Genomic DNA, 14,793 nt, shown 5'->3' with positions numbered 1-14,793 from the left:
CCCGATCAGTCGTCCGTCAGCGTGACTCCCACGCCGCCCACGAGGCGGGCGGCGATGTTGTACAGGAAAGCCGAAATGACACCCAGCAGGGTCATCAGCACCACGTTCACGATGGAGAGGATCGTCGCGTAGAGCGCCACCTGACCCAGAGACAAGTAGTCCGTGATGGACACGGCGTTGCCCTGGCTCGAGAGCATGGAGAGCACCGAGTCGATGCCACCGAAGATGCCCGTGATGTCGAAGACGAGCCACAGGATCACACTGGCCACGACCACGACGATCCCGACGGCCACGGACAACAGGAAAACCAGCTTGGCGATCGACCAGAGATCAACCTTGGCCACGGTCAGGTGCGCGCGACGCACCTTGGAACGGGGCGCGGGTCGAACCAGCGGTCGGCCGTTCGAGGAGGCCTGGCGCTTGTTGCCGTTCGCGGGCCCGTTCGAGGGAGCGGACTTGGAAGCGGTCACCGAATCTCCGCGTCCGGAACCAGCGGCCGGTTTGCGTCGGTTGTCCGCGGGCTTTTGCGCAGAGGAGCTCGCGGACGCGGAAGGTTTCCCCGCCGCGTTACCAGGATTGTTCGTGCTCACTCATTACCTCCGTGTGATGAAGTTTCCGACTCGGCCGGAGTATCGGTCTGTTCAGTACCGTTGTCCAACGGTACTTCATTTTCGCCGTCCAACACCTCAACGGAACCGTCGTCGGCAATCTCTTGGCCTTCGTCAATGCCCTTGTCCTGATTTCGGGCGATGGAAAGAATCCTGTCGCTCTTGCCAGGCTTGGCAAATATTACGCCCATGGTGTCCCGGCCCTTGGCAGGAACTTCCGACACGAGGGACCGGGCGACCTTGCCGGACTGCATGACGACCAGGACTTCGTCGTCGGCACCGACGATCAGGCCACCGACCAGATCTCCGCGGTCCTCGACGAGTTTGGCCACCTTGATGCCCAGACCGCCACGCCCCTGGACCCGGTATTCATCGACCTTGGTCCTCTTGGCGTAGCCGCCTTCGGTCACCACGAAGACGTAAGAATCATCGGTGACCACGTTGGCGGCCAAGAGTTCGTCGCCATCCCGGAACTTCATGCCGGTCACACCGCTGGTTGCGCGGCCCATCGGCCGGAGCGCGTCGTCGGTCGCCGTGAACCTGAGGGACTGCCCCTTGCGGGAGATGAGCATGAGGTCGTCGTTCGAGTGGGTGAGCTGCGCGGAGATGAGTTCGTCGTCCTCCCGCAGATTGATCGCGATGACGCCCGAGGTCCGGTTCGTGTCGTAGTCGCTGAGGCGCGATTTCTTGATCAGACCGTGCTTGGTGGCCAGAACCAGGTACGGCGCATCCTCATAGGTGCGCAGGGCCATGACCCTCTGGATCTTCTCGTCCGGCTGGAAGGCCAGCAGGTTGGCCACGTGCTGCCCCTTCGCATCCCGCCCTGCCTCGATGAGTTCGTAAGCCTTGGTGCGGTAGACGCGCCCGAAGTTCGTGAAGAACAGGATCCAGTTGTGGGTGGTCGTGACCACGAGATGCTCGACGACGTCGTCGCCGCGCAGCTGGGCCCCGCGGATCCCCTTGCCGCCACGGTGTTGTGATCTGTACTGGTCGATGCGGGTCCGTTTGACGTATCCGCCGCGCGTGATCGTGACGACCATGTCTTCCTCGGGGATGAGGTCCTCGATCGACATGTCGCCGTCGTAGCCCATGAGAATCTGCGTCCGACGGTCGTCGCCGTAACGGTTGACCACGTCCCGCATTTCCTCCGAGATGAGGTCGCGTTGGCGCTGTTCGGAGTCGATGATCTCCTTGTATTCCTCGATCAGACGCATGAGTTCGTCGTGCCGGTCCTGGATCTTCTTGCGCTCCAGTGCGGCGAGACGGCGCAGCTGCATGTTCAGAATGGCCTGGGCCTGGGCTTCGTCGATGTCCAGGAATTCCATGAGCCCCGTGCGGGCGTCGTCGGCCGTGGACGAGTTACGGATCAGCTGAATGACCTCGTCGAGGGCGTCCAGCGCCTTGAGGAGCCCCCGCAGAATGTGGGCTTCTTCCTCGGCCTGGCGCAGGCGGAACCGCGTTCTCCGGACGATGACGTCCATCTGGTGCTGAACCCAGTGGCGAATGAAGGCATCCAGCGAAAGCGTCCGGGGCACACCGTCCACGATCGCGAGCATGTTGGCGGAAAAGTTCTCCTGCAACTGGGTGTGCTTGTAGAGGTTGTTCAGCACCACCTTGGCGACCGCGTCCCGCTTGAGGACGACGACGAGGCGCTGGCCCGTGCGGCCCGAGGTCTCGTCCCGGAGATCGGCGATGCCGCTGATCTTGCCCTCGCGGATCAGATCGGCGATCTTGATCGCCAGGTTGTCCGGATTGGCCTGGTAGGGCAGTTCCGTGATCACGAGGCACGTGCGACCGTGGATTTCTTCCACGTCGACGACCGCGCGCATCGTGATTGAGCCGCGCCCAGTCCGGTAGGCGTCCTCAATTCCCTTGTGACCCAGGATCTGGGCGCCCGTGGGGAAATCGGGTCCCTTGATGCGAGCGATCAGGGCATCGAGCAATTCCTCGTTGTCCGCTTCGGGGTGCTCCAGGTACCACTGAACACCCTCGGCGACCTCGCGCAGGTTGTGCGGGGGAATGTTGGTCGCCATGCCCACCGCGATGCCGGAGGACCCGTTGACCAGCAGGTTGGGGAACCGTGCGGGAAGCACCACGGGTTCCTGGTTCTTGCCGTCGTAGTTGTCCTGGAAGTCGACGGTGTCTTCCTGGATGTCCCGCACCATCTCCATGGCCAGCGGTGCCATCTTGCACTCGGTGTACCGAGGCGCAGCGGCGCCGTCGTTTCCGGGGGAACCGAAGTTTCCTTGTCCCAGCGCGAGCGGATACCTCATGATCCAGTTCTGGATCAGACGCACCAAGGTGTCGTAGATGGCGGAGTCACCGTGGGGGTGGTACTGACCCATGACCTCGCCGACCACGCGGGCGCACTTGTTGAAGGAGCGGTCCGGCCGGTATCCGCCGTCGTACATCGCGTAGATGACGCGCCGGTGAACCGGTTTCAGGCCATCTCGCACGTCCGGGAGTGCACGACCGACGATCACGGCCATCGCGTAATCGAGGTACGACCGCTGCATCTCGGTCTGGAGGTCCACGTGCTCGACTCGGTCGGTGCCCGTGGTGGCCGCGACGTCGCCGCCCACGACCTCGCCCTCGATGGGGGCGCCCTCCTGAGGATTCTGATTCGAACCGTTGTCTTCGGTGCTCATGTTTCTCTGTGTTCCGTCCTGCTGAAAGTCTTCAGTCTCTCGGTGCCGATATATGCCTTATGCCAAATATTCGGCTTCGGCTAGATATCGAGGAACCGGATGTCCTTGGCGTTCTTCTGAATGAATTCGCGGCGGGATTCGACGTCCTCGCCCATCAGCACAGAGAAGACCTGGTCGGCCGCGGCGGCATCGTCCATGGTCACCTGGAGAAGCGTCCTGTGCTCCGGGTCCATGGTCGTTTCCCACAGCTCGCTGTAGTCCATCTCGCCCAGACCCTTGTAGCGCTGGATGCCGTTCTCCTTGGGAAGGCGCTGGTTGTTGGCCAGCCCGCGGGCAACCGCCTCGTCCCTCTCCGCATCCGTGAACACGTAGTCGTCCGGGGCATTGGACCACTTGATCCGGTACAGCGGAGGTTGGGCGAGATATACGTATCCGGCTTCGATCAGCGGACGCATGAAGCGGAAGAGCAGGGTCAGCAGAAGGGTGGTGATGTGCTGGCCGTCGACATCGGCATCCGCCATCAGAACGATCTTGTGGTACCGGGCCTTCTCGATCTGGAACTCTTCGCCGATGCCCGCACCGAAGGCGGTAATCATCGATTGGACCTCGGCATTGGAGAGGGCACGGTCCAGCCGCGCACGTTCCACGTTCAGGATCTTGCCTCGCAGGGGAAGGATCGCCTGCCGTTCGGGGTCGCGCCCCTGGACCGCGGAGCCGCCCGCCGAGTCGCCCTCGACGAGGTAGATCTCCGAGATCTCCGGGTTCTTGGAGGAGCAGTCCTTGAGTTTCCCCGGCATTCCGCCGGACTCCAGCAACCCCTTGCGGCGTGTGGTCTCGCGAGCCTTGCGCGCTGCCATACGGGCCTGGGCGGCGGTGATCGAACGCCGGACGATGTCCTTGGCTTCGTTGGGGTTGCGTTCGAGCCAGTCCCCCATCTGGTCCCAGACCTCACGCTGCACGAAGGTCTTGACCTCCGAGTTGCCGAGTTTGGTCTTGGTCTGGCCCTCGAACTGGGGCTCGGCGATCTTGACGGAAATCACCGCGGTGAGACCCTCGCGGACGTCGTCGCCCGTGAGGTTCTCGTCCTTCTCCCGCAGCAACTTGTTGTCCCGCGCGTACCGGTTGATCAGTGAGGTCAGCGCCGTGCGGAAACCTTCTTCGTGGGTTCCGCCCTCGTGGGTGTTGATGGTGTTGGCGTAGGTATGGACCGATTCCTTGTAGGACTCGGTCCACTGCATGGCCAGCTCGAGGGAGAGCTTCTTCTCGGTGTCCTCGACCTCCAGCGCGATGACGTCATCGTGGATCACGTTGGTCTTCTGGCTGGCGTTGAGGAACTTGACGTAGTCGAGAAGGCCGTCGTCGTACTGGTAGACGACCACGCGGTAGCCCTCGGACGTGGTGCCTTCTTCGTTGAGCTTCTGCTCCGAAGTTTTCTTCTCCTCGGCAACCTCGTCGTCGAAGTCGGCGGCTTCCCGCTCGTCCGTCAGGGTGATACGCAGTCCTTTGTTCAGGAATGCCATCTGCTGGAACCGGGCGCGAAGGGTTTCGTAGTCGAAATCGACCGTCTCGAAGATCTCGGGGTCCGGGTAGAAGACCTGTTCGGTACCGGTCTCACTGGTTTCGGCACCGCGTTCGAGCGGCTGATCGATGTGGCCTCCGTTGTGGAAGCTCGTGGTCCAGACGTACCCCTGGTTGCGCACCGTGGTGATCACCCGCGTGGAGAGGGCATTGACCACGGAGATGCCGACGCCGTGCAGGCCACCGGAGACCGCGTATCCCCCGCCACCGAACTTGCCGCCCGCGTGAAGAACGGTCATGACCACTTCAACGGTCGGCTTGCCTTCGGTCGGGTGCATGTCCACGGGGATGCCTCGGCCGTTGTCCACGACCCTGACGCCGCCATCGGCGAGCAACGTGATCTCGATGTGGTCGCAGTATCCGGCGAGCGCCTCATCGACCGAGTTGTCCACGACCTCGTAGACGAGGTGGTGGAGGCCGCGTTCTCCGGTGGAACCGATATACATGCCCGGTCGTTTGCGGACCGCTTCCAGTCCCTTGAGGACCGTAATGTCGCTCGCACCGTATTCGTGATTTTCTTCGGCTGCCACTTTGAGGTTTCAGCTCCTAGCTTCCGGACCCACGAGGGGTCCGGTCTGGGGATGGCGGGCAGGTGCGCGAAATCGATAACATTGCAATGTGGTCGGATCGCGAAGCTGGCCACCGTTGGATCTGACATCCATTCTACCGGACTCGGGCGCTCACAGGGGCCAATTCGCTCCGCTCAGAGCATCCTTTGAGGAGGTCAGTGGCTTTCACAGGCCTTCGACGGCCCTCAGACGGCGTCGGACCCTCGCACCTGTGGGTTCACACTCAGACAGTCCCGAGCCCAAGAGAAGCGGAATGAGCCCGTCGGCCCATTCCCGATCCTCACCATCCGAAAAGCCCACCGCAATCCGCCGCGGTGGTCGAGAAGAAAGCGAAGAGTTCGAAATGACCGATCAGCATCTGCCGAATCTCACGGAGTGGCTCGAGATGGTCGCGGTCGAACTCGACCTGCCGTCCGACGTGGTGGCGCCTGGCCCGATTCTCGAGATGACCAAGGACGTGGCTCACGGCATCGTACGGCCCGGAGCCCCGACGAGTTCCTACCTCGTGGGCGTTGCCCTGGGACTTCGTCTGGCCGCGCAGTCCGAGGCGGGAGAGGACACCGTGCCCGCCGAAGACCAGCTCAAGGAGCTCTCGGAACAGGTACGCGACTTGGTCGCCCGAACCCGTCGCGACGCCGGCGTCGACACGGACCCGAAGGACTAGGGTCCAATGAGCCGCAGCGAATCCCGCACCAGAGTCATCCGCGTTGATCAGGAAGGTCATCGCGATTCCCGGGCCGACATGGTGGCCACCGAAGAACCGCTCGAAATCCGGGTCAACGGCCGTCGTCTCGCCGTGACCATGAGGACGCCGACCGAGGACTTCTCCCTGGCCGCCGGGTTCCTCCTGAGCGAGGGCGTCATCACCGACGGCAAGCAGGTCTCGTCCATTCGATACTGCCGCAAGGACTTCGGCCCGGGAGCCGAGGACGGCGACAACACGGTCGACGTCGTCCTGCACAAGTGGGTGCTCCCGCCGTTCCACTACCAGGAACGCAATGTTCTGATGTCCAGCGCCTGCGGCATGTGCGGTCGCACGAGCATTGACCAGGTGCACCAGAAATCTCTTTTTCCCGTGGCCGATGACCCGATGCGCCTCTCGGAGGACTTCGTTCTGGGGATGCCGGAGACCCTGCGGGCCAAACAAAAGGTCTTCGACCGCACGGGCGGACTCCATGCGGCGGGCCTTTTCGATGGGCGAACCGGCGAACTGGTCTCGATCCGAGAGGACGTGGGCAGGCACAACGCCGTGGACAAGGTCCTGGGCGGGGCACTGCTCGACGGGAAGCTCCCCCTGAGCAACCACGTGCTGATGGTTTCCGGGAGGGCGAGTTTCGAACTCACCCAGAAGGCCGCGATGGCGGGCATTCCGATGCTGGCCTCCGTCTCGGCGCCGTCGTCCTTGGCCGTCGACCTCGCGAAGGACGCCGGCATGACCCTTGCCGGCTTCGTGCGCGGCAACCGCTTCGTCATCTACAGCGGGGACCACCGGGTGGTACCCGCAACGGAACTCGCCTACCCGTAGGTGTCCCGCGGGCCGCGGCCCCCGGGGGCCACTCTGCGCCCTTTGCGCCAGCTCGGAACGTTGGGTCCGAACACGCTGATCTTGGTCACGATGCCCGGTCCGAGTTCGGTCTCGAAGGTGTGCATGAGTTGTGGCGTCATGGTGCGCAGGATGGTGGCGTAATTGGTCGAGTCGCACCGGATCACGACCTCGGAGTTCTCATAGTTCTCCGGCGTCGAGTGCGCGGCGATCGAGGGGCCCACGATGTCCGACCAACGCGCCAGGACGCTGCTGACCGCAACGGGCTCCTTCCACCCGCGTGAGGCGATCATGTGATCGAGCACGGATCCCAGCCCCTGGGGGTCCCGCGAGGATTTGCCGGGCCCCGTATATCCTCCGAGCGTGCGCGGGTCCCAGCCTTCCTCGCGCCAACGCCTCTTGGTCGACGTGCCGGGCTCGGCAGAGACGATGTCTCCGAAGTCGCGGATGATCTTCTTGGCGGCATTTCCCGTCAGCCGTCCCTCGCCCCTCTGCTTCGCCGCGGTGCGCAGGCGTTGAAGGAGCGACGCCGGGGCATCGACGCGATTCTGTTCCATCGATCGACGGGCGCTCTCTCCCCTGGGATCGTCGGACCGGAATGAGCTCACGATGATCCCTCGCGTTCCGTCGGATCGATATCGCCCTCGGGGTCCCGTTCGGCGTCGGCCGCCGTGACATCGCCGACGACGACGGCCCGGCCCGGCTCGACCCGCACAATCCTCCGGGCGGAATCCAATTCTTCGGGAAGGTCCTGTTCGACCGCGCACGTGACCAGGACTTGTTCGGCGCCGGATACGATGCGAGCCAGTCGTGAACGGCGCGTGGCATCGAGCTCGGCGAAGACGTCGTCGAGAATCAGGATCGGAGATGCCGTGGGATCCTCATGATCCGCTTGGTGGAGGTACCAGGACCCGAGCCGCAAGGACAACGCGTAGGACCAGGTCTCACCGTGAGAAGCATATCCCTTGGCGGGAATATCTCCCAGCATGAGTGCGATCTCGTCCCGGTGCGGACCCACGAGACTCATTCCGCGCTCGATCTCATCGGCCGCTCGCTCTTCGAGGGCCGACTCCATCATGGAACCCAATTCCGGAAGCGGAATACGGGCCAGGGACGTGATGTCCGAACCGTCCCGAGGGCCGAGTGCGGAGGATTCGTAGACGAATCCGAGATCCTTGCCCCCATCGGTCAGTTGCCCGTACGCGTGGTCCGCTTGGGGCAGCAGGGCAGCGAGAATCTGAAAACGCGCCTGCATGATGCGTGAGCCCAGGTTGACCAGTTGCCCGTTCCAGACGTCGAGCGTGGCCCGTTCGTCCTCGCTCAGTTTCTTGCCCGGCCCTTGTTTGCGCAGCGACTTGAGCAGCGCGTTCCTCTGGCGCAGGACTTTTTCGTAGTCCGCGCGGTACCCGCCCAGAACGGGTCGGAGAGAGACCGCAAGGTCGTCCACGAAACGACGTCGTCCGGCGGGATCCCCCTTGATCAGGTCGAGGTCTTCCGGCGAGAACAGGACCGTTTGGCATATGCCCAGCGCCTCCCGGACCCGCACGGGAGCGGCACGATTGATGCGCACCCGATTGGCCTTGCCAGGAGTGATTTCCAGTTCCATGACGGTCTGCTGGTGCCCCCGGACCACTCGAAACCTGATGTACGAACGGTCAGCTCCCACTCGGATGAGCGGGGCATCGTTGCTGACACGGTGGGAGGCCAAATTTGCGCTGTAGTCGACGGCCTCGACGATATTGGTCTTGCCCACACCATTCGGGCCGACCATGACGGTCAGCCCAGTGGTCAGCGGGAGATCCAGGAACCCATAGGTCCTGAAGTCCATGAGCGAGAGGTGATCGATGTACACCTCGCGGCCCCTTTATTGGTTGGGCAGGCGTACTGGCATCAGGAGATAACGGTAGTCCCTGCCGTCGTCGCCCTCGAGGTCGTCCTGAGCCGACAGAACCGCTGGTTTGGGCGGCGTCGTGAACGAGAAGCGCACGTACTCGCTGCCGAAGGCGTGAAGACCTTCGCTCAGGTAGACCGGGTTGAAGGCAACCGTGATGTCGTCGCCGTCGAGTCGGGCATCAAGGATTTCGTTGGCCTGGGCGTCTTCGCCGGTACCGGCGTCGAGCGCAAGCTGTCCCTGCGAGAACGCCAGGCGCACGGGTGTGTTTCTCTCCGCGACCAGGGACACGCGGCGTACGGCCTCGACGAGTTCGGAGGTCTTGACGACGGCGTGGATCGGCGTCTGGTCGGGGAACAGGGACCGGATCTTCGGGTACTCGCCGTCGACCAGCAGGCTCGTGGTGCGTCGTCCGCCGGATTCGAAGCCGACCAGCTCGTGGGAATCCGAGAGTGCAATGTTCATCTGGCCGGCATTGCCCAAGGTCTTGGCGACCTCATTGAGGGTTTTGGCCTTGATCAGGGCAGCAGTCGAGATGTTCGGATCGGTGGGCTCCCAGGTGAGCTCCCGCATCGCGAGACGGTAGCGGTCGGTCGCCAGCAGGGTCATGGTGGATCCCTCGATCTCGACCCGGACACCGGTCAGGATCGGGAGGGTGTCGTCCTTGCTGGCCGCAACGATGGTCTGCGAAATCGCGTGCGCGAATGCGGCGCCGTCGATCGTCCCCGAGATTTCAGGAAGTGCCGGAAGCTCCGGGTACTCGGAAACCGGCATGGCAGCGAGGTTGAACTTCGAGGAACGGCACGTGAGGTAGACCTTCGAGTCACGTGTTTCCAGATCGACCGGTGCGGAAGGCAACGAACGGCAGATGTCGGCCAGCAGGCGGCCGGAGACCAGGGTCTCCCCTTCTTCCTGGACCTCGGCAACGATGTTCAATTTGGCAGAGGTCTCGTAGTCGAAGCTCGCGATCGAGACCTCGTTGCCGGAGGCCTTGATCAGAAGACCCGACAGAACCGGCACAGGAGGACGGGGTGAGAGGGAGCGAGCCGTCCATGTGACGGCTTCGGCCAGTACGTCTCGGTCAACTGAGAATTTCACGTGCGCGAAGTCCCTCTCTCGAAGATGGTGAGTCCTAGGACAGAGCCTACCGGAGACGGAGTCTCCATAGGATTCTTGTAATTACCGATTCCTTGGGCGACTGGGGTCGCACCTGGTCCCGCCGGCAGGCCTGGGAGCGGAACTTTGTTATTCGGAATGATCTCTTTAAACGATGGGTAGTGTTAATAACCCGTGTGGATACTGTGGATAACCGCCTTCATCCGCACCAGGATGCCATCGAGTCTGTAGAAAATTTGTGGTTTAAATCGAGGGCACCGGTGGAGCCGATGTGAAGACTTTCGGGCGCTCTGACGGCGATTCCACAGCGCCGGCCCGGCTGTCCCCTTAAGCTCCACAGAAAAAGGGCATTGATCCACAGAGTTGTCCACAGGTGTTAATAAACAGGTCTTGGGGCGGTATCCCGCGGAACTGTGGACAGGGGTCAGCCTTCGCGCTGCTGTTGCTTGATGCGGTTGGTCAGCTCGGTGACCTGATTGAAGATCTGCCTGCGCTCGGCCATGAGCTTCCGGATCTTGCGATCGGCGTGCATCACAGTCGTATGGTCGCGTCCCCCGAATTCCTGGCCGATTTTCGGCAGGGACATGTCGGTCAGCTCGCGGAGCAAATACATGGCGATCTGGCGGGCCGTCACGAGTGTCCTGTTGCGAGACTTGCTGCGCAGCTCCTCCAGAGAAATCTCGAAGTAGTTGGCCGTCTGACCCAAGATCGCGGACGCGGTGATCTCCGGGACGCCGTCATCCGTGATGAGGTCCTTGAGCACCAGCTCCGCCAACGGAAGATCGACCCGTTGCTTGTTGAGCGAAGCAAAGGCCGTGACCCGGATCAGGGCGCCCTCGAGCTCACGGATGTTCGTGGTGATGTTGGAGGCGATGTATTCCATGACGTCGCCGGGCGCATCCAGATTCTCGTTCTGGGCCTTCTTCCGGAGAATCGCGATGCGGGTCTCCAGCTCGGGCGGCTGGACATCCGTGATCAGTCCCCACTCGAAGCGCGACCGCATACGCTCTGCAAAGCCCGAGAGCTGTTTGGGCGGCAGATCCGACGTGATCACGATCTGCTTCTTGTGGTTGTGCAGCGCGTTGAACGTATGGAAGAACTCTTCCTGGGTGTGCTCCTTGCCCGCCAGGAACTGGATGTCGTCAATGAGCAACAGATCGACATTGCGGTAGATCTGCTTGAAACTCGATCCCTCGTCGTCGCGGATGGAGTTGATGAAGTCGTTGGTGAATTCCTCCGAGTTCACATACCTGACCCGGTGATTCGGGTAGAACCGCTTGGCGTAGTGGCCGATCGCGTGCAGCAGGTGGGTCTTTCCGAGCCCGGAGTCCCCGTACACGAACAAAGGGTTGTACGCGCTGGCCGGATTCTCGGCCACGGCCAGGGCCGCGGCATGGGCGAAGCGGTTGGACTGACCGATCACGAAGGTGTCGAACATGTACTTGTCGTTCAGACGGGCCGAGCTGTCCCATTCGATATCGCCCTGAGAACGCTCGTATGATTCCTTCGGAATATCTCGTTCCTGGGCGGGCGGATCGACCCTGGGAGCGGGCAACTGGACCTCATCGCTGCGTGACCCGGAAGCGAGATCCGTGGGCTGCCTGTCCAGAGGCGACGTGTGCGACGTGGCGTGCCCGCGCTCGGCCTCGAGCTCATTGATCGGAGGGATCGGCACGCCGGAGACGGTGACCGAATTCTCGTGAGCGACCGACGGTTCTGGCTGAGGAACGTTTCCAGCCGACGCGGCGGCGGGAGCGGCGTCGGCGTTGTTCACGGATTCGTTCCGGGGCTGTTCGGCAGAGGCCGACGACGCCGTCGACTGCGGTTCGGAGACATCCATCTCCGGATCGATCACGAAGGCTTCCGTGATGTTCTCGCCGAAGGACGTCGAGATCGCGTCCTTGAACGCCTCATGGATATCCGACTGGAAGATCCCACGGGTGAACTCGTTCGGGACAGCAACGATGAGCGTCGTCCCGAAAAGGCCTTGGGGCTTGGCGAGGGGAAGAAAAGCGCGCAAGCGGCGGGCGATGGCGGCGTTTGCCTGGAGATCAGCAATGCAGGCGTCCCACTGGGCCTGGATCTCGTTGTTGCCCTGAATGCTCACTGTTCTCCTTGTTGTCGAGGGGGACATCTGACACAGCCTTCGACACCCGCGAACCCCGCGTCCGGTCCGTCAAAGGACGCGGAAACGGCAGAGAATGACGATGCCCAGGCCGCTCATCCACGGGCTGTACCCAAGTTCTCCACATCGTTCTCCACAGCTGTGGAAAATGTGGATAACCGTGGATGGCTCTAGCTAGCTTAGGTCATAAATCCGGGCGTCTGACGCTCGAATTCGCGGGAAACTGTAATCACAGGTTTGTAGTTTCCCGTCATCCCGCGGCCTGTGGGCCGGCAAAAAAATTTGGGATTATCCACAGCTGTGCATCGAGCCGAATGCACAACGTGGTGGGTCCGGCGGAGGAACGAACCCCGTGGCCGGACACGACGGTGTTCTTCGTCGCGGGACGTCGGTTCGCGGGGTGCGGGACTTGACCACCAGCTCGGTGTGCTCGTATTGTTTGTTAGTCGTCTGTGCGTCGGATTGTGCCCGCGTGCCCGATTCCGCCGTCTTCTGGGACCCGGAGGGCAGCAGAACTCCGACGGCGCAGCAGAACCGAAAGCGCCTGCCTCGTGTTCCTTCGCATGAACATCGCCCGCAAGGTCCCCTGAACGGGCAGGCCCGAACAAACAGTCTTGGAGTTACCACAGTGAGCAAGCGGACTTTTCAGCCGAATAACCGCCGTCGTGCCAAGAAGCACGGCTTCCGTCTTCGTATGCGCACCCGCGCCGGCCGCGCCATCCTGGCGAACCGCCGTTCCAAGGGTCGCGCTTCCGTTTCGGCCTGACCGACTCCCCTCTCGAAGGGGCGTCTCCTGAGTCATGGTTTCCTCCGGGGCTCAGGCGCCATCCGGTTCGCGTTGAAGGAGCCTTGACGTGCTGGCACAACAGCACCGAATGAGGACGTCCACACAGTTCTCAATGACTACACGTTCCGGCGTCCGAAGCGGACGCCGGAACTTAGTTCTATATGCGAGCCGATCAGAGGGCTCATCCCCCAGCATCGCCGGATTCGTGGTGTCGAAGGCCGTGGGCAACGCCGTCGTGCGCAACAGGGTCAAGAGGCGACTTCGCGAGCTGGCCGCCGAGTCCGTGCGGGAGAATCCGAACGGCCTCGCGTTCGTGGTCCGGGCGTTGCCGGCGTCGGCCGACGCAACGTGGGACGACCTGGCCCGCGATTATCGCAGCGCACGGCGCAGCCTCCGGAAGAAGCTCGGCGAGCCGGATGTCGAAGAAGGCCGTGACCCCTCGATCGTCGGCGCACGCGATGAACAGTGAACACGGAATGAGCCGGAATCCGTCGGACGGTTCCCCGGAAGAGCGCCTCGCGTCGGCGCCGAGAGAATACGTGCACCCGGATGGGTGGGTTCACGCCCTGTGGACGTTCCCTCAGAACCTCGCGATCGCGTTCCTCCGGGCGTACCGACGGATCGTTTCTCCCCTGTACGGAGATGTCTGCAGATATTTTCCTACCTGCTCGGCCTACGGGCTCGAAGCGGTCGCCCTTCACGGTCTCGTCCGAGGAACCGGTCTGACCGTGAGACGATTGTTGAGGTGTCACCCCTGGGCAACCGGAGGTGTGGACCCCGTGCCCGCTGGTCGGCGCAAATTCGCGCCGGGACGCGAACCGAAGATCTTGCTGTTGAACCATCCGCCAGAAGCGGAGAACACGATGCCCCACCAGCCTCGGGGCTAGGAGTCAATTCCTGATGAACCCAATCGACATCATTCTGTGGCCCTTCAAATGGATCGTCTCCGCGGTCCTGTGGGTCTTCCACAGTTTGTTCACTGCCATTGGCATGGATCCGGCCTCCGGTTGGACGTGGGTCCTCGCCATCGTGTTCATGACCTTCGTCATGCGTATCCTGACGGTTCCGCTGTTCCTGAAGCAGATCAAGTCCATGCGCGGCATGCAGGAGCTTCAGCCCGAAATGGCCAAGATCCAGGCCAAGTACAAGGGAAAGAAGGACCAGCTGTCCCGCCAGGCCATGGCGCAGGAGCAGATGGCCCTGTACAAGAGCAAGGGAGCCAATCCCCTCTCCTCGTGTTTCCCGATCATCGTGCAGATGCCCGTGTTCTTCGGGCTCCTGCAGGTTCTCCGCGGGGTTCCCGCGGCCTCGGGAAATCACGAAGGCATCCTGGTGCTTTCGGCCGACATGGTCCACCAGTTCAACGACGCCTTCATCCTCGGCGCCCCCCTGTTCTCGACGCTGACTCATCCGGGCAACGGTAACCACACGAGCACGATTGCTCTGGCCATCATCATGATCGTGGCCATGTCCTTGAGCCAGTTCATCACCCAGCGGCAGCTCACGGCCAAGAACATGAGCGCCCAGGCCAAGGAATCCCCGATGTATCGGCAGCAGCAGATGCTCATGTATCTGTTCCCGATCATCTTCGCCGTGGGTGGTATCAACTTCCCGCTCGGTGTGCTCGTCTACTGGACCGTCTCGAACTTCTGGGCCATGGGTCAGCAGTGGTGGGTCATCCGCAACAATCCCACGGCCGGTTCCCAGGCCGAGAAAGAGCTCAACGAGCGCCGGGCGGCCAAGGGGCTTCCCCCTGTCGGCAAGTCCCGTGAAGAGCACGAGGCGGAGCTCGAGGCACAGCGTGAGCGCGCCCAGGGCGGTCAGCGGAACCAGCCGGTGAGCAAGAACCGGCAGAAGAAGAAAAAGAAGAACTAGCGGGCGTGTGGCGGCTCGGAATGTTCCATGCCGTCCACACCGTATGCAGCTCG

Annotated in this window: 13 protein-coding genes; 6 read left to right on the top strand and 7 right to left on the bottom strand. The window is 62.5% G+C overall.

All coding sequences use genetic code 11. The features are described 5' to 3' along the window. Positions 1–5 precede the first annotated feature (5 nt). The 3 genes from EWU68_RS10000 to gyrB all read right to left on the bottom strand — a co-directional run bounded on the left by EWU68_RS10000 (position 6) and on the right by gyrB (position 5,364). Complete coding sequence (locus EWU68_RS10000) at positions 6–590, bottom strand: DUF3566 domain-containing protein (RefSeq protein WP_129315988.1); 585 nt, start codon at positions 588–590, stop codon at positions 6–8. Beyond that, positions 587–3,256, bottom strand: a complete 2,670-nt coding sequence (gyrA, locus tag EWU68_RS09995; protein ID WP_129315987.1) for a DNA gyrase subunit A — start codon at positions 3,254–3,256, stop codon at positions 587–589. The genes EWU68_RS10000 and gyrA overlap by 4 nt, the downstream gene beginning before the upstream one ends. Positions 3,257–3,336: 80 nt before the next feature. Continuing rightward, positions 3,337–5,364, bottom strand: a complete 2,028-nt coding sequence (gyrB, locus tag EWU68_RS09990; RefSeq protein ID WP_129315986.1) for a DNA topoisomerase (ATP-hydrolyzing) subunit B — start codon at positions 5,362–5,364, stop codon at positions 3,337–3,339. Between the two features lie 382 nt (positions 5,365–5,746). On the opposite strand from gyrB, the gene EWU68_RS09985 reads away from it, so the two are divergent. Continuing rightward, positions 5,747–6,067, top strand: a complete 321-nt coding sequence (locus tag EWU68_RS09985) for a DUF6457 domain-containing protein (protein ID WP_129315985.1) — start codon at positions 5,747–5,749, stop codon at positions 6,065–6,067. Between the two features lie 6 nt (positions 6,068–6,073). Continuing rightward, complete coding sequence (gene fdhD / locus EWU68_RS09980; RefSeq protein ID WP_129315984.1) at positions 6,074–6,928, top strand: formate dehydrogenase accessory sulfurtransferase FdhD; 855 nt, start codon at positions 6,074–6,076, stop codon at positions 6,926–6,928. Here the strand turns inward: fdhD and EWU68_RS09975 are convergent. The 4 genes from EWU68_RS09975 to dnaA form a co-directional block, all read right to left on the bottom strand. Next, positions 6,919–7,554 (bottom strand): DciA family protein, encoded by a 636-nt coding sequence (locus EWU68_RS09975; RefSeq protein WP_238692419.1) that lies wholly within the window; start codon positions 7,552–7,554, stop codon positions 6,919–6,921. The two genes, fdhD and EWU68_RS09975, sit on opposite strands and share 10 nt — an antisense overlap. Next, positions 7,551–8,798 carry a DNA replication/repair protein RecF gene (gene recF / locus EWU68_RS09970; RefSeq protein ID WP_129315983.1) on the bottom strand — a complete coding sequence of 416 codons (1,248 nt, stop codon included), beginning with the start codon at positions 8,796–8,798 and terminating at the stop codon, positions 7,551–7,553. The genes EWU68_RS09975 and recF overlap by 4 nt, the downstream gene beginning before the upstream one ends. Before the next feature lie 12 nt (positions 8,799–8,810). Continuing rightward, positions 8,811–9,935: a DNA polymerase III subunit beta gene (gene dnaN / locus EWU68_RS09965; protein ID WP_129315982.1), complete on the bottom strand. Its 1,125-nt coding sequence runs from the start codon at positions 9,933–9,935 to the stop codon at positions 8,811–8,813. Positions 9,936–10,377: 442 nt separating this feature from the next. Further along, complete coding sequence (gene dnaA / locus EWU68_RS09960) at positions 10,378–12,060, bottom strand: chromosomal replication initiator protein DnaA (RefSeq protein ID WP_238692418.1); 1,683 nt, start codon at positions 12,058–12,060, stop codon at positions 10,378–10,380. 646 nt (positions 12,061–12,706) lie between these two features. Between dnaA and rpmH the strand changes: the two genes are divergently transcribed. The 4 genes from rpmH (at position 12,707) to yidC (ending at position 14,740) form a co-directional block, all read left to right on the top strand. Further along, entirely contained in the window at positions 12,707–12,844 is a 138-nt protein-coding gene (gene rpmH / locus EWU68_RS09955) for a 50S ribosomal protein L34 (protein ID WP_129315980.1), read from the top strand. Between the two features lie 88 nt (positions 12,845–12,932). Further along, on the top strand, positions 12,933–13,334 hold the full coding sequence (gene rnpA, locus EWU68_RS09950) for a ribonuclease P protein component (protein ID WP_129315979.1): 402 nt from the start codon (positions 12,933–12,935) through the stop codon (positions 13,332–13,334). A 7-nt stretch (positions 13,335–13,341) separates the two neighbouring features. Beyond that, positions 13,342–13,752, top strand: coding sequence for a membrane protein insertion efficiency factor YidD (gene yidD, locus EWU68_RS09945; RefSeq protein ID WP_238692417.1), 411 nt, complete (start codon positions 13,342–13,344; stop codon positions 13,750–13,752). 13 nt (positions 13,753–13,765) lie between these two features. After that, entirely contained in the window at positions 13,766–14,740 is a 975-nt protein-coding gene (yidC, locus tag EWU68_RS09940; protein ID WP_129315977.1) for a membrane protein insertase YidC, read from the top strand. Positions 14,741–14,793 lie beyond the last annotated feature (53 nt).

The sequence above is a fragment of the Rothia koreensis genome (assembly GCF_004136575.1).
Classification (GTDB): domain Bacteria; phylum Actinomycetota; class Actinomycetes; order Actinomycetales; family Micrococcaceae; genus Rothia; species Rothia koreensis.
The sequence above is the reverse complement of the archived record's forward strand: the minus strand, read 5'-3'. Positions and strand labels throughout refer to the sequence as shown.